This window comes from Velazquezella soli, from assembly GCF_977018685.1.
Genome location: NZ_CDRNXF010000005.1, coordinates 872,780 through 891,337, shown reverse-complemented (window position 1 = coordinate 891,337; position 18,558 = coordinate 872,780). Strand labels below are relative to the sequence as shown.

General features: G+C 59.9%; 17 protein-coding genes. 4 read left to right on the top strand and 13 right to left on the bottom strand.

Annotation, left to right across the window (positions count from 1 at the left end; translation table 11 throughout):
• Position 1 precedes the first annotated feature (1 nt).
• The gene (cyoB, locus tag AC0JZ8_RS24480; protein ID WP_062454404.1) at positions 2-2,005 is read right to left on the bottom strand and encodes a cytochrome o ubiquinol oxidase subunit I; all 2,004 of its coding nucleotides are present in this window, start codon (positions 2,003-2,005) and stop codon (positions 2-4) included.
• 11 nt (positions 2,006-2,016) lie between these two features.
• Positions 2,017-3,138 (bottom strand): ubiquinol oxidase subunit II, encoded by a 1,122-nt coding sequence (gene cyoA, locus AC0JZ8_RS24475; RefSeq protein ID WP_244473942.1) that lies wholly within the window; start codon positions 3,136-3,138, stop codon positions 2,017-2,019.
• Positions 3,139-3,442: 304 nt separating this feature from the next.
• On the opposite strand from cyoA, the gene AC0JZ8_RS24470 reads away from it, so the two are divergent.
• Positions 3,443-4,792 (top strand): MFS transporter, encoded by a 1,350-nt coding sequence (locus tag AC0JZ8_RS24470; RefSeq protein WP_184656015.1) that lies wholly within the window; start codon positions 3,443-3,445, stop codon positions 4,790-4,792.
• A gap of 84 nt (positions 4,793-4,876) precedes the next feature.
• Here AC0JZ8_RS24470 and modC read toward each other — a convergent pair whose 3' ends face one another.
• The 5 genes from modC to AC0JZ8_RS24445 form a co-directional block, all read right to left on the bottom strand.
• Positions 4,877-5,947 (bottom strand): molybdenum ABC transporter ATP-binding protein, encoded by a 1,071-nt coding sequence (modC, locus tag AC0JZ8_RS24465; RefSeq protein ID WP_471893830.1) that lies wholly within the window; start codon positions 5,945-5,947, stop codon positions 4,877-4,879.
• Positions 5,944-6,645 carry a molybdate ABC transporter permease subunit gene (modB, locus tag AC0JZ8_RS24460; RefSeq protein ID WP_092664528.1) on the bottom strand — a complete coding sequence of 234 codons (702 nt, stop codon included), beginning with the start codon at positions 6,643-6,645 and terminating at the stop codon, positions 5,944-5,946. The genes modC and modB overlap by 4 nt, the downstream gene beginning before the upstream one ends.
• Before the next feature lie 48 nt (positions 6,646-6,693).
• Entirely contained in the window at positions 6,694-7,437 is a 744-nt protein-coding gene (gene modA / locus AC0JZ8_RS24455; RefSeq protein WP_471893878.1) for a molybdate ABC transporter substrate-binding protein, read from the bottom strand.
• A gap of 232 nt (positions 7,438-7,669) precedes the next feature.
• Positions 7,670-7,846, bottom strand: a complete 177-nt coding sequence (locus AC0JZ8_RS24450; RefSeq protein ID WP_174197375.1) for a hypothetical protein — start codon at positions 7,844-7,846, stop codon at positions 7,670-7,672.
• Between the two features lie 67 nt (positions 7,847-7,913).
• Positions 7,914-9,506, bottom strand: coding sequence for an isocitrate lyase (locus tag AC0JZ8_RS24445; protein ID WP_471893829.1), 1,593 nt, complete (start codon positions 9,504-9,506; stop codon positions 7,914-7,916).
• 117 nt (positions 9,507-9,623) lie between these two features.
• Between AC0JZ8_RS24445 and AC0JZ8_RS24440 the strand changes: the two genes are divergently transcribed.
• Positions 9,624-11,024 (top strand): helix-turn-helix domain-containing protein, encoded by a 1,401-nt coding sequence (locus tag AC0JZ8_RS24440; RefSeq protein WP_471893828.1) that lies wholly within the window; start codon positions 9,624-9,626, stop codon positions 11,022-11,024.
• Between the two features lie 213 nt (positions 11,025-11,237).
• Here AC0JZ8_RS24440 and AC0JZ8_RS24435 read toward each other — a convergent pair whose 3' ends face one another.
• From AC0JZ8_RS24435 to pcaD, 6 genes are all read right to left on the bottom strand, one after another.
• A complete protein-coding gene (locus AC0JZ8_RS24435; RefSeq protein WP_062454420.1) occupies positions 11,238-12,413 on the bottom strand; it encodes an ABC transporter substrate-binding protein in 1,176 nt (391 codons plus the stop codon).
• Positions 12,414-12,525: 112 nt separating this feature from the next.
• The gene (locus AC0JZ8_RS24430) at positions 12,526-13,596 is read right to left on the bottom strand and encodes a 3-carboxy-cis,cis-muconate cycloisomerase (protein WP_471893827.1); all 1,071 of its coding nucleotides are present in this window, start codon (positions 13,594-13,596) and stop codon (positions 12,526-12,528) included.
• Between the two features lie 41 nt (positions 13,597-13,637).
• The gene (pcaG, locus tag AC0JZ8_RS24425; protein WP_192087844.1) at positions 13,638-14,255 is read right to left on the bottom strand and encodes a protocatechuate 3,4-dioxygenase subunit alpha; all 618 of its coding nucleotides are present in this window, start codon (positions 14,253-14,255) and stop codon (positions 13,638-13,640) included.
• Between the two features lie 2 nt (positions 14,256-14,257).
• The gene (gene pcaH, locus AC0JZ8_RS24420) at positions 14,258-14,998 is read right to left on the bottom strand and encodes a protocatechuate 3,4-dioxygenase subunit beta (protein WP_192087845.1); all 741 of its coding nucleotides are present in this window, start codon (positions 14,996-14,998) and stop codon (positions 14,258-14,260) included.
• Entirely contained in the window at positions 14,995-15,414 is a 420-nt protein-coding gene (pcaC, locus tag AC0JZ8_RS24415; protein WP_174197378.1) for a 4-carboxymuconolactone decarboxylase, read from the bottom strand. Before pcaC ends, pcaH begins: the two co-directional genes overlap by 4 nt.
• Positions 15,415-15,419: 5 nt before the next feature.
• Positions 15,420-16,214, bottom strand: coding sequence for a 3-oxoadipate enol-lactonase (gene pcaD / locus AC0JZ8_RS24410; protein WP_471893826.1), 795 nt, complete (start codon positions 16,212-16,214; stop codon positions 15,420-15,422).
• 92 nt (positions 16,215-16,306) lie between these two features.
• On the opposite strand from pcaD, the gene pcaQ reads away from it, so the two are divergent.
• A complete protein-coding gene (gene pcaQ / locus AC0JZ8_RS24405) occupies positions 16,307-17,245 on the top strand; it encodes a pca operon transcription factor PcaQ (protein WP_471893825.1) in 939 nt (312 codons plus the stop codon).
• Positions 17,246-17,298: 53 nt separating this feature from the next.
• Complete coding sequence (locus AC0JZ8_RS24400) at positions 17,299-18,555, top strand: glycerate kinase type-2 family protein (protein WP_471893824.1); 1,257 nt, start codon at positions 17,299-17,301, stop codon at positions 18,553-18,555.
• The last annotated feature ends 3 nt before the right edge of the window (positions 18,556-18,558 follow it).

Sequence of the window (18,558 nt, the reverse complement as noted above, 5' to 3'; positions counted from 1 at the left end):
ATCACACCTGCCTAGCGAGCAGTTCGGTCCGCTTGTTCTCTTCCGCGACAACGTCGTCCGCCGGAATGTAGTAGTCGCGGTTGTAGTTGAACGTATGGACGATCGACACAACGATGATGGCGATGAAGGACAGGGCAGCAAGCCACCACATGTACCAGATCAGGCCGAAGGCGAGTGCCACGCTGATGCCGGAGAGGATCGCGCCGGTGCCGGTGTTCTTCGGCATGTGGATCGGCTTGAAACCCTGAAGAGGACGCGCATAACCGCGGTTCTTCATGTCGTACCAGCTGTCGTGATCGTGGACCACCGGAGTGAAGGCGAAGTTGTAGTCCGGTGGCGGCGAAGATGTCGACCATTCCAGAGTACGGCCGTGCCATGGGTCGCCCGTTTCGTCCCTCAGTTCATCACGCTTCCAGACGCTGACGCCGATCTGGATGATGAACGAGGCGATACCGATGGCAATCATACCTGCACCGCAGGCTGCGATGATGAACCAGATCTGCAGCGACGGATCTTCGAACTGCGATACGCGGCGGGTAACGCCCATCAGGCCAAGAACGTAGAGCGGCATGAAGGCGAAGTAGAAGCCGACGAACCAGAACCAGAACGATACCTTGCCCCAGAATTGGTTCAGCTTGAAGCCGAACGCCTTCGGGAACCAGTAGTTGACGCCTGCGAGAAGGCCGAACAGCACGCCGCCGATGATGACGTTGTGGAAGTGGGCGATCAGGAACAGGGAGTTGTGGAGCACGAAGTCGGCAGGCGGAACAGCCAGCATGACGCCGGTCATACCACCGATGGCGAAGGTCACCATGAAGCCGACCGTCCAGAGCATCGGGACGTCGTAGCGAATACGACCGCGATACATCGTGAACAGCCAGTTGAACATCTTCGCGCCCGTCGGGATCGAGATGATCATCGTGGTGATGCCGAAGAAGGCGTTGACCGAAGCACCCGAACCCATCGTGAAGAAGTGGTGCAGCCACACGAGGTAGGACAGGATCATGATCACGCAAGTCGCGTAGACCATCGAGGCATAGCCGAACAGGCGCTTGCCGGAGAAGGTCGCAACGATTTCCGAGAAGATCCCGAAGACCGGAAGGATTAGGATGTAGACTTCCGGGTGACCCCAGATCCAGATCAGGTTCACGTACATCATCGGATTACCGCCGAGGTCGTTCGTGAAGAAGTTGGTGCCGACGTAACGGTCAAGCGACAGCAGCACGAGGGTTGCGGTCAGGATCGGGAACGAGGCAACGATCAGGATGTTGGTGCAGAGTGCCGTCCAGGTGAAGATCGGCATCTTCATGAAGGACATGCCGGGAGCACGCATCTTCACGATCGTCGCGATCAGGTTGATACCTGACAACGTTGTGCCGACACCCGCCACCTGCAGACCCCAGATGTAATAATCGACCCCGACGCCCGGGCTGTAGTCAGCGCCCGACAGTGGCGGATAGGCCAGCCAGCCGGTACGTGCGAACTCGCCGATGAACAGCGAGATCATGATGATGATCGCACCGGCCGTCGTCATCCAGAACGAGAAGTTGTTCAGGAACGGGAACGAGACGTCACGCGCGCCGATCTGCAGCGGCACGATATAGTTCATGAAACCGGTAACGAAGGGCATCGCCACGAAGAAGATCATGATCACGCCATGGGCGGTGAAGATCTGGTCGTAGTGGTGAGAGTTGAGGTAGCCCTCGTTGCCGTTGAAGGCGATGGCCTGCTGTACGCGCATCATGATTGCGTCGGCAAAGCCGCGAAACAGCATGATGATGGCCAGCACGATGTACATGATGCCGATTTTCTTGTGATCGACACTGCAAACCCAGTCGCGCCAGAATGGCCCCCAGAGCTTGAAGTAGGTCATGAGACCCACCACGCCGATGCCGCCCAGACACACGGCCGCAAACGTCACGATCAGGATCGGTTCGTGAAACGGCAGTGATTCGAAGGACAACCTTCCGAAGATAAACTTCAGGATGTCAGGATTGGAAAACATGGGACAACCCGTTAATTGTTGATCTGCGCAGGCGCCGGATCGGCGTCGCCATTGTTCGTGTCCGGCATCGAGTGGTTGCCGTGACCTTGCTCATTGTGCGGCTGTTCATCGCTCTTGGCAGGGGTGCCAGTCGCGGGGAAAGTCGCGGCGTTTGTACCTTCCGCATCTCCGATACGACGATTGTCATACTGAAGTTTCGCGCGGTTCTCGTGGCTCTCGGTGCCGGCACCACCCATCATGTCGATATGCATCATCTCGTTCATGCACATCTTGCCCGGTTCGGCACACATGTTGAGGATCGCGCTGTAGAGATCCTTGTCGGCCGCCGCAAAGTAGCGGATCGGCTCACGCTCGGACGGCTTCTCAAGCTTCAGATAGGCATCGCGGTTGAGTGCGGTACCCTGCTGCTTGACCTTTGCGATCCAGCCGTCGAAGCCTTCGGCCGTGTAGCCGTGGAACTTGAAGCGCATGTGCGAGAACCCGGCACCGCTGTAGTTTGCCGAAAGTCCCTCGAACTCGCCTTCCTTGTTGATGACGGCGTGCAGTTTGGTCTGCATCCCCGGCATCGCGTAGATCTGGCCGGCGAGCGCCGGAATGTAGAACGAGTTCATCACCGAGCTCGAGGTGATCTCGAACGTGATCGGGCGATCGACCGGTGCGGCCATCTCGTTGACCGTGGCGATGCCGTATTCTGGATAGAAGAACAGCCACTTCCAGTCGAGCGCCACGACCTGAACCGTCAGAGGCCGCGTTTCGGCGGGAACCGGACGTTCCGCATCGAGGCGGTCGAGAGGACGATACGGGTCGAGACGGTGGGTGCTGATCCAGGTGATCGCACCGAGCGCCACAATGATCGCCAGCGGCGCGGCCCAGATAACCACTTCGAGCCGTGTCGAGTGATGCCATTCCGGATCGTATTTTGCTGTGGTGTTCGCATGACGATAGTGCCAGGCGAAGTAGAGCGTGAGAAACACGACCGGCACGATGATCAGCAGCATCAGAACGGTCGAGACGATAATCAGATCTGCCTGCTGCCTGGCGATATCGCCTGATGGCGACATCACGACGAGATTGCAGCCCGAAAGGGTGGCCAAAAGCGGCAGCAAAGCGATTTGGATGAGACGTTTCAACATTGGGAACATTGGTCTGCTCGAAACTTTCGATGTGTCCAGTCGGCCTAACGGAGCAAGCAACTGATCTCCATGAGGTGTTTCGTCGCAGTGCAATAACTTTTTCGCGCTGCAATGCAAGCGGGGTGTGTGGATTGATGATGGTCGTTGCAAAAACATCAACTCCGCCTCAATGTCCATCTGTTGCCATGGGTGCCTCAGAAAACACCAAAATCCGCCCAAAATATGCTTTTTGCGCGACGTCTTGATTGACAGCTGGTACGCCCGACATTCTCATGTGGAAACAGACGTGCAGGAGAACACATTCATGAGCCAACTTGCCAATCCTACATCCACAGAGATGGAACGGGATGCCCGGCAGATCCACGACGACAAGCCGGTCGAACCGAGCAATATTGCTATCGGGGTCGTCATCGGCAGAATGTCGGAATTTTTCGACTTCTTCGTGTACGGCCTCGCCTCGGTCCTGGTTTTCCCTCGAGTGGTCTTTCCGTTTGCCGGAGACCCGGTCACCGCCACGCTTTACTCGTTTGCGATCTTCTCGCTCGCGTTCATCGCGCGTCCTGTTGGCTCGGTTGTCTTCATGTGGGTAGACCGTACCTATGGACGCGGCACGAAGCTGACGATTGCCCTTCTCGTGCTCGGTGGCTCGACGGCCTCGATCGCCTTCCTGCCCGGCTATGAGACGATCGGATACTGGTCGCCGGCTCTGCTGGCGCTGTTCCGTCTCGGCCAGGGCTTTGCGCTGGGTGGAGCCTGGGACGGTCTTGCATCGCTGCTGGCACTGAATGCACCCCCGAACCGCCGCGGCCTTTACGCGATGATCCCGCAGCTCGGCGCGCCATTCGGGTTTGCGCTCGCGAGCGTCCTGTTCGGCTATTTCGTCTTCAATCTCTCCGACGCCGACTTCCTGAGCTGGGGCTGGCGCTATCCGTTCTTCGTCGCGTTTGCCATCAACGTTGTGGCCCTGTTTGCTCGTCTGCGCATTGTTGCATCGAAAGAGTTCGGCGATGCGCTCGAAGCCCACGAATTGCAGGCAAAGCCGGTTCTGGAAGTGCTGCGCGTTCACGGGGGCGACGTCGTTCTCGGCGCCTTTGCCCCGCTTGCAAGCTTCGCGATGTTCCACCTTGTGACGATCTTCCCGCTGAGCTGGGTGACACTTTTCGGTGGCCAGAGCGCCGGGAAATTCCTGTTCGTCCAGGTCATCGGTGCTTTGCTCGGACTCGTGACGGTCGTGATCTCCGGTCTTCTTGCAGACAGGATCGGTCGTCGCCGCCAGTTGATCATTGGTGCGGTGATCATCGCCATCTTCAGCTTTACGGCGCCGTTCCTGCTGAATGCGGGCGGTACCGGCCAGGATGCGTTTATCATCATCGGCTTTGCCATCCTCGGCCTTTCCTTTGGTCAGGCCTCCGGGTCGGTTTCGTCGCGCTTCAGCCAGCCTTACCGTTACACCGGTTCGGCCCTGACGTCCGACCTCGCATGGTTGGTCGGCGCAGGTTTTGCGCCACTGACCGCGCTCGGTCTCGCGAGCCAGTTCGGCATCATCTTCATCGGCGGATACCTGATTTCGGGTGCCATCTGCACGATCGTCGCCCTGATGCTCAGCCGTGCACCTGACAGGTCGGCCGACAGCCCGCAGGGCGTCACGACCTGATCGAACGGGTTAAAGCCTATAGACAGACGAAAAGGGTCAGCCAGCGCTGGCCCTTTTTATTTCGGGCACATCGTACCCGGCCAATTACCGTGCCAGGGCGACGGTCTTGATCACCGCATAGACGGGCAGTCCGGTTTGAAGTGCAAGGCGCTGCACCGACAGGCCGGTGATCCGGGCAAGAACCACGTCTTCGCCACACCGGATCTTGACGCGTACCATGCCCTCCCCTTCGGCATTCATCTGGGCGATCTGCCCTTCCAGAATGTTGAGGGCGCTCAGCCCTTCGGGCTTCCTGGTGGCGAGCATCACATCTCGCTCCGGCACATGGAGCCTGACGCTCTGTCCAACCTGCGCCTGCGCGTTCGAAACGACGAGAACTTCGGACGAAAGCCGCACAGTCGCCAAGCCATGCGCCGAATCGATCGCTTCGACGGTTCCGGAAAGAACCACGCCGGCTTCGCGGCGCTCTGTGGCCAGTACTTGGCTGCCGGACAGCACGTCCGACGGTGTGCCTGATATCTCCACCCGACCGTCGCTCATCATCACGACGCGGTCCGAGAGCCTCGCCACTTCCGCGACCGAATGGCTGACATAGACGATGGGCATCGCGGTCTCATCGCGCATCCGCTCCAGATAGGGCAGGATTTCGGCCTTTCGCTCGTCGTCGAGCGCTGCGAGTGGTTCGTCCATCAGGAGCAGTCTGGGTGACGACAAAAGCGCTCGGCCGATCGCCACGCGCTGCTTTTCGCCACCGGAAAGGTTGCCCGGCCGGCGGTCGAGGAGCGGACCGATGCCGAGCAGTTCGACAACATGCGAGATATTCTCGACCTGCCCTGACTTGGGCGCGAACCATTTTCCGTAAAGAAGGTTCTGACGGACGCTTAGATGCGGGAAGAGCCGTGCTTCCTGGAAGACATATCCGAAGCGACGCCTGTGCATTGGCACGAAGATGCCACGTTCGGTATCCAGCAAGACATCGCCGTCGATCTCGATCCGTCCGCGCTGCGGTTTGGAGAGGCCGGCAATGGCGCGCACCAGCGATGTCTTTCCGGATCCCGAGCGGCCGAACAGCGCCGTCACGCCGCCTGTCGAGGTGAAGGATGCGTCGAGCACGAAGCTCTTGAACGACTGCCGCACGTCCACGATCATCGTCATTCGACCGCCACCTTGCGTCCGACCAGATAGGCCATGAATTCGGACGCGAGCAGCGCCGCAAACGAGATCGCGATCGCCACGATGGTAAGACGCATGGCGCCGACATCACCGCCGGGAACCTGCGTGAACGTGTAGATCGCTGCCGACAGCGTCTGCGTTTCGCTGGGGATATTGGATACGAATGTGATCGTCGCACCGAATTCACCCATGGCCTTTGCGAAGGCGAGGATCATACCGGCGATAATGCCGGGAAGAATGAGCGGCAGGGTAACGGTCAGGAAGACCCAGAGCGGACTGGCGCCAAGCGTTCCGGCCGCCTCCTCCAGCTTCCGATCGACAGTCTCGATCGACAGCCGGATCGAGCGGACCATCAGGGGAAATCCCATCACCCCGCAGGCAAGGGCGGCACCCGTCCAGCGAAAGGAGAGGACGATGCCGAGATAGTCCGCGAGGAACGAGCCCACCACGCCACGTCTGCCGAAGACGATGAGCAACAGGAACCCGGTCACAACAGGCGGCAGGATCAGCGGCAGAAGCACGATGCCGTTGAGGATCGATTTGCCCCAGAATTTTCCGCGCGCCAAGACATAGGCGACGAGAATGCCGAGGGGCAGGCTGACAAGGACGGCCACGCTCGAGACCCGAAGGCTCAGGCGCACCGCCGTCCATTCCTCCTCGCTGAGTACCAACCAGTCCAACGCTGCTTCCCTTCAGACATCAGCCCAAGGGGGCCAAGTCAAACTGGCTTACTTCAGAACCGTAAAGCCTTCCTTCTCGAAGAAAGGCGCGGCTTTGGCGGACTTCAGGTAATCAAGATATCCCGCGGCATCCGGCGATTTTGAATCCGAGAGAATCGCAATCAGGTAGATAATCGGCGCATGGCTGTCCGCGGGGAAGGTTCCGACCACCGCGACACCCGGATCGGCAGCGGCATCGGTTGCATAGACGATGCCGTAAGGCGCTTCGCCGCGCGACACCAGCGCGAGCGCTGCCCTCACACTTTCGGCACCGGCGACGCTTTTTTCGACCGACGACCAGATGCCGAGCTTTTCCAGCGCCGACTTTGCGTATTTGCCCGCAGGAACCGAATTCGGCTCACCCATGGCAAGCTTGCCGCCGTTCAGAAGCCGGGCAAGGTCGAGACCCCTGATGATATCGACCGGTGCGGCATTCTCTTTGGGCGCGACCAGCACGATTTGATTTCCGAGCCAGTTGGACTTTGTGTCTTCCTTCACCAGAGCCTTGTCGGACAGATAGTTCATCCAGTCGAGATCCGCGGAGATGAACACGTCTGCCGGCGCACCGCTTTCGATCTGCTTGGCGAGCGCCGAGCTTGCCGCATAGGAGGCTGTCACCGGCTTGCCATAGGCCTTGTTGGCAGCGTCGAGCGCATTCTTCATGCTGGCTGCAGCAAACACCGTCACCTTCCCATCCGCCGCGGCCGGAGCAGCCAGCAAGGCGAGAGACAAGGAGGCTGCGAGGACGGTCATCAACCCTTGAAAAACATAGGAACGTCGAGTCTTACCATTCATCCAATCGCGCTCCCAGGCATAAGCAAGATATCCATCTCGATATATCGCACGCGGAATTTTTGCCAAGGGATATATTCCGCGAAATATCTCGCTGGGTAAGCCAATCCAGAACGCTCCACAGCAATCGGCCCCAAGCACCAGCATCGAGTGCCGCACCGATGGTCTTAATCACCGGTGCTGCTTTGCGGGTTCAAACAACGCGACCGAGCCGGTGGTACAGGTTCGAGTATTTTACCGCCTCCGGCTGCTCCTTGATTTCCTGCAAATAGTGACTGATCGCGACCCGGATGAGTTCGAAGTCCTGGTTTGAGAAGACGGCTCTCGATCGTTCGGGTTGTGACGTCTTGGTCTCAGTATTTGTCGACATTTCAGCTCCTCCGTTGAAAGTGTACCTCGAAGGAGCATCGCTCCTTCGAGGCGTATGATCCTGCAGCTCAAGCTGCAAACTGGTTCATCGTATTGTGCTCTCCAGCCGCCTTCAGCGCCGCATCGCCACCAAAATATTCCTTGTGATCGTCGCCCAGATCCGAACCGGCCATATTCTGGTGCTTCACCGCTGCGATCCCCTGGCGAATTTCCTGCCGCTGAACGCCGGCGACGTAGCCAAGCATTCCCTGATCGCCGAAGTACTCCTTCGCAAGATTGTCGGTCGAAAGAGCGGCCGTGTGGTAGGTCGGCAGGGTGATCAGATGATGGAAGATGCCTGCTCGCTTTGCTGCGTCACGCTGAAATGTCCGGATGCGCTCATCAGCTTCTTTGCCGAGTTCCGTACCGTCGTAGTCGACGCTCATGAGCTTCGCACGGTCATACGCCGAAACGGCCCTGCCCTGCTCGACCCACACGTCAAAGACCTGTTGCCGGAAGTTCAGCGTCCAGTTGAAGGAAGGCGAGTTGTTATAGACGAGCTTCGCGTTCGGAACGACATCGCGAATGCGGTCGACCATCCCGGCGATCTGCTCGATGTGCGGTTTCTCGGTCTCGATCCAGAGAAGGTCCGCGCCGTTCTGAAGCGCATTGATGCAATCGAGCACGCAACGATCGGCACCCGTGCCGGGTCGGAACTGGTAGAGGTTCGAGCGGAGGCGCTTCGGACGCAGAACCTTGTCGCCACGGGTCAGCAGGACGTCACCGTTCAATCGCTGGCCCGCGCCGACCTCCTCGCAATCCAGAAACGAATTGTACTGGTCGCCGATATCGCCTTCGGAGACCGAAAAGGCGATCTGTTTGGTCAGCCCGGCGCCCAAAGAATCCGTGCGAGCCACGATGACGCCGTCGTCCACTCCCATCTCGAGAAAGGCGTAGCGCAACGCACGGATCTTCGCGACAAAGTCTTCATGAGGGACGGTAACTTTACCATCCTGATGGCCACACTGCTTCTCGTCGGAGACCTGGTTTTCGATCTGAAGAGCGCAGGCCCCTGCCTCGATCATTTTCTTGGCGAGCAGGTAGGTCGCTTCGGCATTGCCGAACCCGGCATCAATATCGGCTATGACCGGGACGACGTGCGTTTGGAAATCATCGATCGCGGAGGTGAGCTGCCGTTCCTTGACAGCATCGCCTGCCTCCCGGGCTTTGTCGATTTGCCGGAATAGGTCACCAAGTTCACGAGCATCGGCTTGCCGCAGGAACGTGTACAACTCGTTGATCAATGCCGGTACGGTCGTCTTCTCGTGCATCGACTGGTCTGGCAGCGGCCCGAACTCCGAGCGTAACGCGGCGACCATCCAGCCGGAGAGGTAAAGGTAGCGCCGCTCCGTGCTTTTAAAATGCTTTTTGATCGATATGATCTTCTGCTGACCGATGAACCCATGCCAGCACCCGAGCGACTGCGTGTACTTGGACGGGTCGTTATCATACGCGTCCATGTCTCGCCGCATGACCTTGGCGGTGTATTTGGCGATGTCGAGGCCGGTCTTGAACCGGTTCTGAAGCCTCATCCTCGCAACGGCCTCGGGTGTCATTCCAGTCCAGCATTCATTCGCACCTATCAGGTGCTCGGCTTCTTCAAGTAGCTTTTGATACGACATGAGACCCTCCAATGTTTCTGTCCATGGGAGGATAACAGCCGGTAAGGCCATGGCGAGCCACGCTGAAGTCAAGCTGTCAAACTTTACAGAAGTTCTTCGTAATGCTGTAATGCTTGTATGGATAATCGTGTTTACCTTGGGCCGCGCTTGCGAAGACTTCGCCGAGACTTGGGCCTGAAGCAGGTAGAGATGGCGAGCGACCTCGACATCTCGCCATCCTATGTCGCGCTGATGGAACGCAATCAGCGCCCGGTGACAGCTGAAATACTGCTGCGCCTCGCCAAGGCATATAAGATCGATTTTAGCGAATTTACCGCTGACGCAGGCCAGGATCTTGTCGCGCAGTTACGGCTTGCAGCACGAGACGCGATCTTCACTGACATCGATTTGAATGCGGTCGATATCGCGGATATCGCACACAGCTTTCCCGGGTTTGCTGAAGCGCTGCTGCGACTTTACACGGCATACAAAGAGGAGCAGTTCGCTTTAGCCGACCGGCGCCAACACACGACAAACGACGGACGCCCGTTTGAAGGGGATTCCATCGCCGCCGTCAGAAGCTTTCTAGCCGCCCGAAAGAACTTCTTCCCGATTTTGGACACGCTGTCGGAAAAGCTGGCGGGCCGGGTAAGCCAAGGCGGCGGTTTGCCAGCCTTCCTCCAGAACGAGCACGGGTTTAAAGTCCGAAGGCTTCCCACAGAGGTGATGTCAGGATCCCTCCGGCGACTTGACTGGCATCGCAAAGAACTGCTGCTCAACGAAGCTCTGGATCATTCAAGCCAGAATTTCCAGATGGCGCAGCAGCTCGCCTACCTTGAGTTTGAGAACGAGATTGCAAGCACCGTTGCCGAAGGGAATTTCGAATCGCAGAATTCGGAGCGGCTTGCTCATCGAGCCATCGCTGCCTATTGCGCGGGGGCAATCCTCATGCCGTATGCTGGCTTTGCCAAAGCTGTGGAGGCTCGCCGATACGATATAGACTCATTAGCCCGTTTCTTCGGGACGAGCTTCGAGCAGACTGCACACCGGCTCACGACGCTCCAGAAGCCCGGACACGAGAGAGTTCCCTTCTTCTTCATAAAGGTCGACGTTGCCGGAAACGTCTCCAAGAGACTGAACAGCGGCGCCTTTCCCTTTGCACGACACGGCGGCGGCTGTCCGTTGTGGACGGTCCATCAGGTGTTTACCTCTCCAAGGCGGGTCGTGACACAATGGATGGAGCTGCCTGATGGCCAAAGGTTCTTCTCGATAGCTCGAACCGTGCACTCGGGCGGTGGCAGCCACGGCCTTCCGAGCGTCGACCGCGCGATCGCGATCGTCTGTGAGGCTCGATATGCAGACCGGCTTGTCTACGCCTCAGAGCACCCTCAGACACATAAGCCGACGCCTATCGGCATTGCGTGCCAGCTCTGTCAGCGCACAGAATGCACTTCTCGTGCCGAACCGCCGATTGGACGGCAGGTACTTCCAGACAACTATCGAAGGACGGAGGCTCCGTTTGGGTTCTCCGACGCGTAGCCCGACTGAGGACGCGTACGATGCGCTCGACATGGGTAAGAAGGGTAATGGCGCTTTGCAAACTAACGGATGCTGCGAACCTGTCGGCGAGCCGGGGATCATGACTCGAAGGCTTTCCAACCCTGCTGAACACGGGCTCAGCAGGGCCGTTTTGACAATTGGGTTGGTCCTACAAACCCATTGACAGGCCGGAGCAGCACTCAGCCGGAACGCCTACTTCTTGGCGAAGGCCAGACCCGGATCGCCCTGTTTCTCGAAGGTCTGGATTTCCTTGTTGAAGTATTTGCCGTCTGCGCCTTTCTCGACGCTGCGCAGATAGATGTTCTGGGTGATGTGCCGGCTGGTAGGATCGATCGTCACGGGTCCACGCGGACTGGTCCATGACAGGCCTTTGACGGCCTCGACGGCCTTGGCCGCATCCTGCTTGCCGCCGGTCGCCTCGATCATTTTTGCGATGACATGCATGCCATCGAATGCGCCGACGGCCGGGAAGGAAAGTTCGGCAGGGTTGCCGATCGCCTTTTGCGCTGCTTCGACGAAAGCCTTGTTTTCGGCCGAGTCATGCGAGACCGCGTAGTGGAAACTGGTGGTGAGGCCAAGGCCGGCTTCGCCCAGAGCCGGCAGATCGGATTCCTGCGTCAGATCGCCCGTTGCGAAGAACTTGATGCCTGCTGCCTTGAGGCCGGTGTCGTTATAGGCCTTCACGAAGGCAAGCGTCGGCGGGCCGGATGGCAGGAAGGTGAACAGCGCCTGCGCGCCGGAATCCTTGATCCGCTGCATCAGGGGTGCGAAATCCGTTGTCGAAAGCGGCATCCGGATGGATTCGACAACCTGCCCGCCCTCTTTCTCGAACGCTGTTTTGAAAGCCGTCTCGGCATCGGCGCCTGGGCCGTAATCGCTGACCAGCGTGATCGTCTTGGTGACGCCGCCATCCTTGGCGACCTTGGCGAGCGGCGTGGCCGTCTGCCAGGTGGTAAACGAGGTGCGCACCACATAAGGGCTCGCGTTCACGATTGCGGACGTGGCGGCGTTCATGACAACCATCGGCACATTGCCCTGCTGCAGCATGGGGGCCGCCGCCATCGCGTCTGGCGTGAAATAATATCCGGCGAGATACTGGACCTTCTCGCGAACGATCAGCTCCTGCGACATCGCTTTGGACTTGGCGGGATCGGCGGTCGGCACGTCGCGATAGACCACCTCGATCTCGTTATCGCCAACCTTCTTGCCGTTCAGGGCAAAGAAGGCATCGATACCGGCTTTGAAGTTTTTTCCCTGCAGCGCGAATGGGCCCGAGAAGGGACCGACGACGCCGACCTTGATGGTCTCGGCATAGCTGGCTCCCGACATCAGCGTCAGTGCGAAAACAGTTGAAATCAGCGTCTTCATTAGGCTCTCCCGTGCCATGTGTCGCATCGCCTCCCGATGTAACGTTGCGAGAAGATTGCATGCGGTGCTGCAATGTAAAACCGAAATCGGCGTGTCAGCCGATTGCTATTCGTCAAATATCGCGCGGGGCATCGCGGCCGAGCGCGGTGATGTTGAAAGCGAGCTCGCCGGCCAGCCGCAGGCCCGCACCCGCCGCCATCACGATATGCGGCAGGACCAGCCATTCCAGCGTCCAGGCAGCGCCCGAGCGCTCCTGCTCGTGGACCATGGCCAGTTGCATGCCGGAAAGCTGGACCGCGGTGTAGCGCGAAAGAGCGACAAGCGCTTCGGCCGCCACCGGGTTCTGCTTGTGCGCCATAGCGGACGAGGCCCCCCCGCCAGACAGCGTTATCTCGTCCCCCATCTGCGCGAGAAGGGCGATATCCTGTCCGAATTTGCCGAGGCTTCCAGAAATTGTCGCAAGGATGCCGGCGAACTCGGCAAGCCTGCTCCGCTGGCTCTGCCATTGCGGAGCATCGGCAAGGCCGAGCTCGGCGGCCACCATGGCGCGCACTTCCGCCGCGTGATCACCCAGTTTTTCCAGCGTGCCGACGGCACCGCCAAACTGCAGCGCAAAGCCATCCTCGGCAAAGGCGGCAAGCAGATGTTTCTGCCGGATCAGCGGATGGCGCCAGGCATCCACGCGGTCCGATACCTTGATCGGCAAAGCCGCCTGCATGCGCGTATGCCCCATCATCGCGCGGGAACCGTGCGCCCGGTCAACTTCACCGAACCGCTCGGCCAGATCCTGCAGTCGCCCCAACAGAAGCGTGGCGACCGATTTCAGGCGGAGCATCAGGGCGGTGTCGATCACATCCTGGCTGGTTGCGCCGAAATGGACATGCGGGGCTGCCTCATCCCCGATCGTACCGCGCAGCTGTCGGACCAATTCCGGCACGACGACACCGTCCCTGGCTGTCGCCTGCTTCAACTTGGCGATGTCGGGCGAAAACGACGCGCATGCCGCAGCGATCGCCTGCGCGGATGCATCCGGTATCAGACCGCTTTTTGCCTGCGCGGTGGCGAGAGCCGCTTCGAACGCAAGCATCGCCGCGACCTCGGCCTCTGGAGACAGAAGACTTGCGACCTCCTCATCGCCGAGCAGACCGGACAGGAAGGGATGTTCGAATACGGAAACGGTCATGCCGGAATTGTCACCTTGCTGGTCTTTCTCGAAATTGGCCGTCAGATATCGAAGAATATCGTTTCCTTGTCACCCTGGAGATGGATGTCGAAGCGAACCGTATCACCGTCCCGCTGCCCGATCAGGGTCGGCACCCGCACGCGATGCTCTATGCGGGCAAGGACCGGATCTTCCGCATTGGCGGCTTCCTCGTCGGAGAAATACATCCGTGTCTGCAGGCCGAGGTTGATGCCGCGCGCCACGATCCAGAACGTGACATGCGGCGCCATCGGCCGGCCGTCCCGGAACGGCACCCGCCCGGGCTTGATCGTTTCGAAGGCGAACTCGCCAGTTGCCATATCGCCGGGACAGCGGCCCCAGCCAAGAAAACTGGGATCGGCCGTGCCGCGCGTTTCTGACGGGCTGTTGTAGATCCCGTCGGCATCGGCCTGCCAGATCTCGATCAGGGCGTCCTTCAGAGGCGCACCGGCACCGTCATAGACGAACCCCCTGATGGTGATTCGTTCGCCCTTGGTCTTGTCGCTGGCCATTGGCCCGGACCCGAGATCCTGGTCGTAGATGCCTTCAAGCCCTGCGAAATTCGGCGTGCAACCGATATGCACGTAGGGTCCGGCCGTCTGGGATGGCGTTTCCTTGAGGTAGTTCAGCGGCTGCGCCATGATCAATTGCCTTCCAGACGATTTTCGAAAAGGGTCGAGCGGCGCCCGCGCAGGATGATATCAAACTTGTAGGCCCGCAGATCGTGCGGGATCGAGGCATTCATGTCGAGCGGTGCGATCAGGCTTTCGATCGCGTGCCTGTCCGGGATCGTCTTGACGATCGGGCAGAGCCAGATCATCGGATCACCCTCGAAATACATCTGCGTGATCAGGCGCTGGGCAAAACCGTTCCCGAATACCGAGAAATGGATATGCGCCGGACGCCAGTCGTTGACGCCGTTCGGCCAGGGATAGGGACCGGGCTTTATCGTGCGGAAACAGTAATAGCCCTCTACATCCGCAATCGCCCGGCCGAAACCGCCGAAATTGGGATCGAGCGGTGCAAGATAGCTTTCCTTCTTGTGGCGATAGCGTCCACCGGCATTGGCCTGCCAGAATTCGACGAGAGCCCCCGCAACGCCCCTGCCCCGTTCATCGAGCACACGGCCATAGACCATGATGCGCTCGCCGATCGCGGATTCACCGGGCTTGGCGTAGTTGACGATCAGGTCGTTGTCGAATTCGCCGAGAATGTTGTGACCGAACACCGGCCCGGTGATTTCGCTGCGCGTGCCTTCGAGCGAGATCAGCGCCCGCTGCGGCGAGCGCAAGACCGAGGTCTTGTAGCCGGGCGTGTATGCCGGAGGGTGCCTCTCCCGGTCTCGGGCAAAGAAGGGTGTCGTTTCTGGTGGTGCGTTGCTCATTTCTGCTCCTCCGCAGCAGGCTTTGCCGCATCGATTTCGGCATAGGTGGCCTTGGCGATCTTGAAAGCGTGGTTGGCGGCGGGCACGCCGGCGTAGATCGCCACATGCATCAGCGCCTCGCAGATATCCTCGCGCGTCGCTCCGGTATTGGCCGTGGCGCGGATATGCATCGCCACCTCTTCATCATGGCCGAGTGCGGCCAGAAGCGCGATCGTCACCATCGACCGTTCCCGCTTCGACCATTGCTCCCGCGACCAGACCGAGCCCCAGGCGCCTTCGGTGATCAACTGCTGGAACGGCTGGTCAAACGGCGTCCCGTTGGCAAGGGCGCGGTCCACATGCGCGTCGCCGAGAACCGAGCGGCGCGTCGCCAGTCCCTGCTTGTAGCGTTCCGACGGGATTGAAGCTTCTGCCATATCGTTCAGGACTCCAGTTCTTCGAGAAAGCCGCGGATCAGGGCCGCGTAGGCGCCAGGCGCTTCGATACAGGGTATATGCGCCGTGCCTTCGATGACTTCATAGCGTGCACCGGGAATGAGATCCGCAAGCGACCGCACCAGTTCGGGCGGGGTCGATCCATCTTGATCGCCTGCGATGCACAGCGTCGGCACCGAGATCCGGGCTGCCTGCTCCGTGAAATCCGCCTTGCTGATCGCAGCACATGTGCCGCTGTAGCCGAGTGCGGGTTGGCGCACCAGCATGTTGCAATAGGCCTTGTAGGCGGCATTTCCGGGCTCGCGGAACGACGCTGTAAACCACCGCTGCATGACAGGTTCGAGAATGCTGGCGATGCCGTTTTGCTCGACGGCGCCGATACGGTCAGCCCACATCTGCGGCGTCCCGATCTTGTGCGCGGTGTTGGAAAGGATCAGCGCGCGAACGAGATCCGGCCGCGACGCGTAGAGGCTCTGGGCAATCAATCCACCCACGGAAAGGCCGCAGACGATGACATCGGACAGGCCGAGATGATCGAGCAGCGCTGCAAGCTCTCCGGAGAGGTCCTCGATGGAATAGGGAGGGTTTCCAAGATCCGACAACCCGTGACCACGCTTGTCGTAGGTCAACACGGTGTAGTCGCCTGCCAGCTTGGGGACAACGTGATGCCAGATACGGCTATCCGTACCGAGCGAATTCACGAGCACCACGACCGGCCGGTTATCTCCCGCCCAGTCGATATCGTAGTGAACCGCGACGCCGTCGAGATCGACAAACTGCATGAACCAAATCCTCCTGGGCACAGTGTTCGCACTGGCATGCGGTTAAGTAAAATGATAATTTTTGGCCATTGCTTAACCCATGGGTTATGAATTTGGACAATCTGAAGATCAAGTTCCGCCACCTGCAGACCTTTGTCGAGGTCGCCCGGCAGAAGAGTGTAGTGCAGGCCTCCAAGGTGCTGAATGTCAGCCAGCCGGCGGTGACGAAGACCATTCGCGAAATGGAGGAGGCGCTTGGTGTGACGGTGTTCGAGCGCGAAGGCCGCGGTCTGCGCTTGACGCGGTCAGGGGAAGTGTTTCTGCGCCACGCCGGGACCACGCTCGCCTCCTTGAAGAGGGGCATGGATGCCGTCTCCACCACCCGCTTTGGTGACACGATGCCGCTGCGGATCGGCGCACTCCCGACGGTCGCCAGCAACATCATGCCGCGGGCAATGACGCTTTTCCTTGCCGAGAATGCAGGCGGCCAGGTCAAGATCGTGACGGGCGAGAATGCCGTCCTGATGGAACAGCTACGCCTCGGCGACCTCGATCTGGTGGTGGGACGGCTTGCGGCGCCCGAGAAAATGGCGGGGTTGAGCTTCGAGCATCTCTATTCGGAACAGGTCGTGTTTGCGGTCCGCACCGGGCATCGACTGCTCGATGCAAAACAGTCGCTGTTTGAAACGCTTGGCAATTTCCCGATCCTGATGCCGACGCGCGGATCGATCATTCGGCCGGTCGTCGAGCAGTTTCTGATCACCCAAGGCATTACCGATCTCCCGGTCCAGATCGAGACGGTTTCCGATACGTTCGGTCGCGCCTTCGTCCAGACCAGCGACGCTATCTGGATCATCTCCCACGGCGTTGTGGCGGCCGATATCGCCCACGGCCTGCTGGCAACGCTGCCCATCGACACGGCGGAGACGAAGGGTCCGGTGGGGCTGACCCTCAAGGCCGAGGCCGGCGTCCCTGCGCCGCTCGATATTCTGATGCAGACGATCCGCCAGGCGGCGCGCGACATTGCAGGGGCGGCGGGCAAACGCGATTGACGACCGCAGGTCATCGTGATCGAACGGGCTAAAGAGGCATGAGGGAGCGGAGAATGCAGGATCGGGCGTTGTTGGAGGCGATGTTTCGTGCGGCGGTAAAGGCCGCCGATCCTCTGACCGGCATCAGCCGGCACCTGCCAGCGAAGCCGCAAGACGGCCGTACCGTCGTTGTCGGTGCCGGCAAGGGCGCGGCCCAGATGGCCGCTGCGCTCGAAACGATATGGCCCGGCGAACTCTCGGGCGTCGTCGTCACCCGTTACGGCTACGGTTGCGAAACACGGTTTATCGAGGTTCTGGAAGCGTCTCACCCGGTGCCCGATGCGGCCGGTCTCGCCGCTGCCGTCAGGATCATGGAGGCGGTCTCCAGCCTGACGGAACGGGATCTGGTGATTGCACTGGTCTGCGGCGGCGGCTCTGCCCTTCTGCCGGCGCCACCGGAGGGACTGACGCTCGATGACGAGATCGCGCTCAACGAGACCCTGCTGGCATCGGGCGCGCCGATTTCAGCGATGAACGTTGTCCGCAAGCATCTTTCGACCATCAAAGGTGGCCGGCTTGCAGCAGCAACCCGGGCCAGGGTCGTCAGCCTGATCGTCTCCGACATTCCCGGCGACAATCCAGCCTTTGTCGCGTCCGGCCCGACAATCCCCGACGAGAGCACGCGGCACGATGCGCTGGCCATCGTCGAAAACTACGGACTCAATCTCACGCGGGCCATGATGGCGCATCTGACGTCGCCCGCAGCCGATGCTCCCGATCCTTCAGACCCGGTTTTCGCCCGGAACGAGCATCACGTCATCGCCTCGGCCGGCGTTTCGCTGCAGGCCGCCGCCGAGATAGCGCTGGCACATGGCCTGACGCCGCATATCCTGTCGGATTCCATCGAAGGTGAAGCGCGCGATGTGGCGCTCGTTCATGCAGCGATTGCGCGGGAAATTGCAAAGCACGACCGGCCGTTCGCCAAGCCTGCCGTGCTTCTCTCAGGTGGCGAAACGACTGTGACGCTGCGCTCCGACGGCGGACGTGGCGGACGCAACGGCGAATTCGCACTGGCCCTTGCGCTAGCTATCGACGGCCTCGAGATCACTGCGCTCGCAGCCGATACGGATGGGATCGACGGCTCCGAAAACAACGCCGGCGCCTTTTGCGACGGCAGCACGAGAAGGCGACTGATCGCGGCCGGACAGGATGGACGCGCGCTTCTGTCACGCAACGACAGCTATACCGGCTTCGAAGCGACCGGTGACCTGTTCGTCACCGGCCCGACGGGCACGAATGTCAACGATTTCAGGGCGATCCTGATCCGGTAATCC

What these genes read in the sequence shown, in the direction of transcription:
- modC (WP_471893830.1), bottom strand. Translation starts at nt 5,947, where the DNA reads ATGACGATGATCGTGGACGTGCGGCAGTCGTTCAAGAGCTTCGTGCTC.
- AC0JZ8_RS24435 (WP_062454420.1), bottom strand. Translation starts at nt 12,413, where the DNA reads ATGAAGACGCTGATTTCAACTGTTTTCGCACTGACGCTGATGTCGGGA.
- pcaC (WP_174197378.1), bottom strand. Translation starts at nt 15,414, where the DNA reads ATGGCAGAAGCTTCAATCCCGTCGGAACGCTACAAGCAGGGACTGGCG.
- AC0JZ8_RS24450 (WP_174197375.1), bottom strand. Translation starts at nt 7,846, where the DNA reads ATGTCGACAAATACTGAGACCAAGACGTCACAACCCGAACGATCGAGA.
- pcaH (WP_192087845.1), bottom strand. Translation starts at nt 14,998, where the DNA reads ATGAGCAACGCACCACCAGAAACGACACCCTTCTTTGCCCGAGACCGG.
- modA (WP_471893878.1), bottom strand. Translation starts at nt 7,437, where the DNA reads ATGACCGTCCTCGCAGCCTCCTTGTCTCTCGCCTTGCTGGCTGCTCCG.
- cyoB (WP_062454404.1), bottom strand. Translation starts at nt 2,005, where the DNA reads ATGTTTTCCAATCCTGACATCCTGAAGTTTATCTTCGGAAGGTTGTCC.
- pcaD (WP_471893826.1), bottom strand. Translation starts at nt 16,214, where the DNA reads ATGCAGTTTGTCGATCTCGACGGCGTCGCGGTTCACTACGATATCGAC.
- pcaG (WP_192087844.1), bottom strand. Translation starts at nt 14,255, where the DNA reads ATGGCGCAGCCGCTGAACTACCTCAAGGAAACGCCATCCCAGACGGCC.
- AC0JZ8_RS24470 (WP_184656015.1), top strand. Translation starts at nt 3,443, where the DNA reads ATGAGCCAACTTGCCAATCCTACATCCACAGAGATGGAACGGGATGCC.
- AC0JZ8_RS24445 (WP_471893829.1), bottom strand. Translation starts at nt 9,506, where the DNA reads ATGTCGTATCAAAAGCTACTTGAAGAAGCCGAGCACCTGATAGGTGCG.
- AC0JZ8_RS24430 (WP_471893827.1), bottom strand. Translation starts at nt 13,596, where the DNA reads ATGACCGTTTCCGTATTCGAACATCCCTTCCTGTCCGGTCTGCTCGGC.
- AC0JZ8_RS24440 (WP_471893828.1), top strand. Translation starts at nt 9,624, where the DNA reads ATGGATAATCGTGTTTACCTTGGGCCGCGCTTGCGAAGACTTCGCCGA.
- AC0JZ8_RS24400 (WP_471893824.1), top strand. Translation starts at nt 17,299, where the DNA reads ATGCAGGATCGGGCGTTGTTGGAGGCGATGTTTCGTGCGGCGGTAAAG.
- cyoA (WP_244473942.1), bottom strand. Translation starts at nt 3,138, where the DNA reads ATGTTGAAACGTCTCATCCAAATCGCTTTGCTGCCGCTTTTGGCCACC.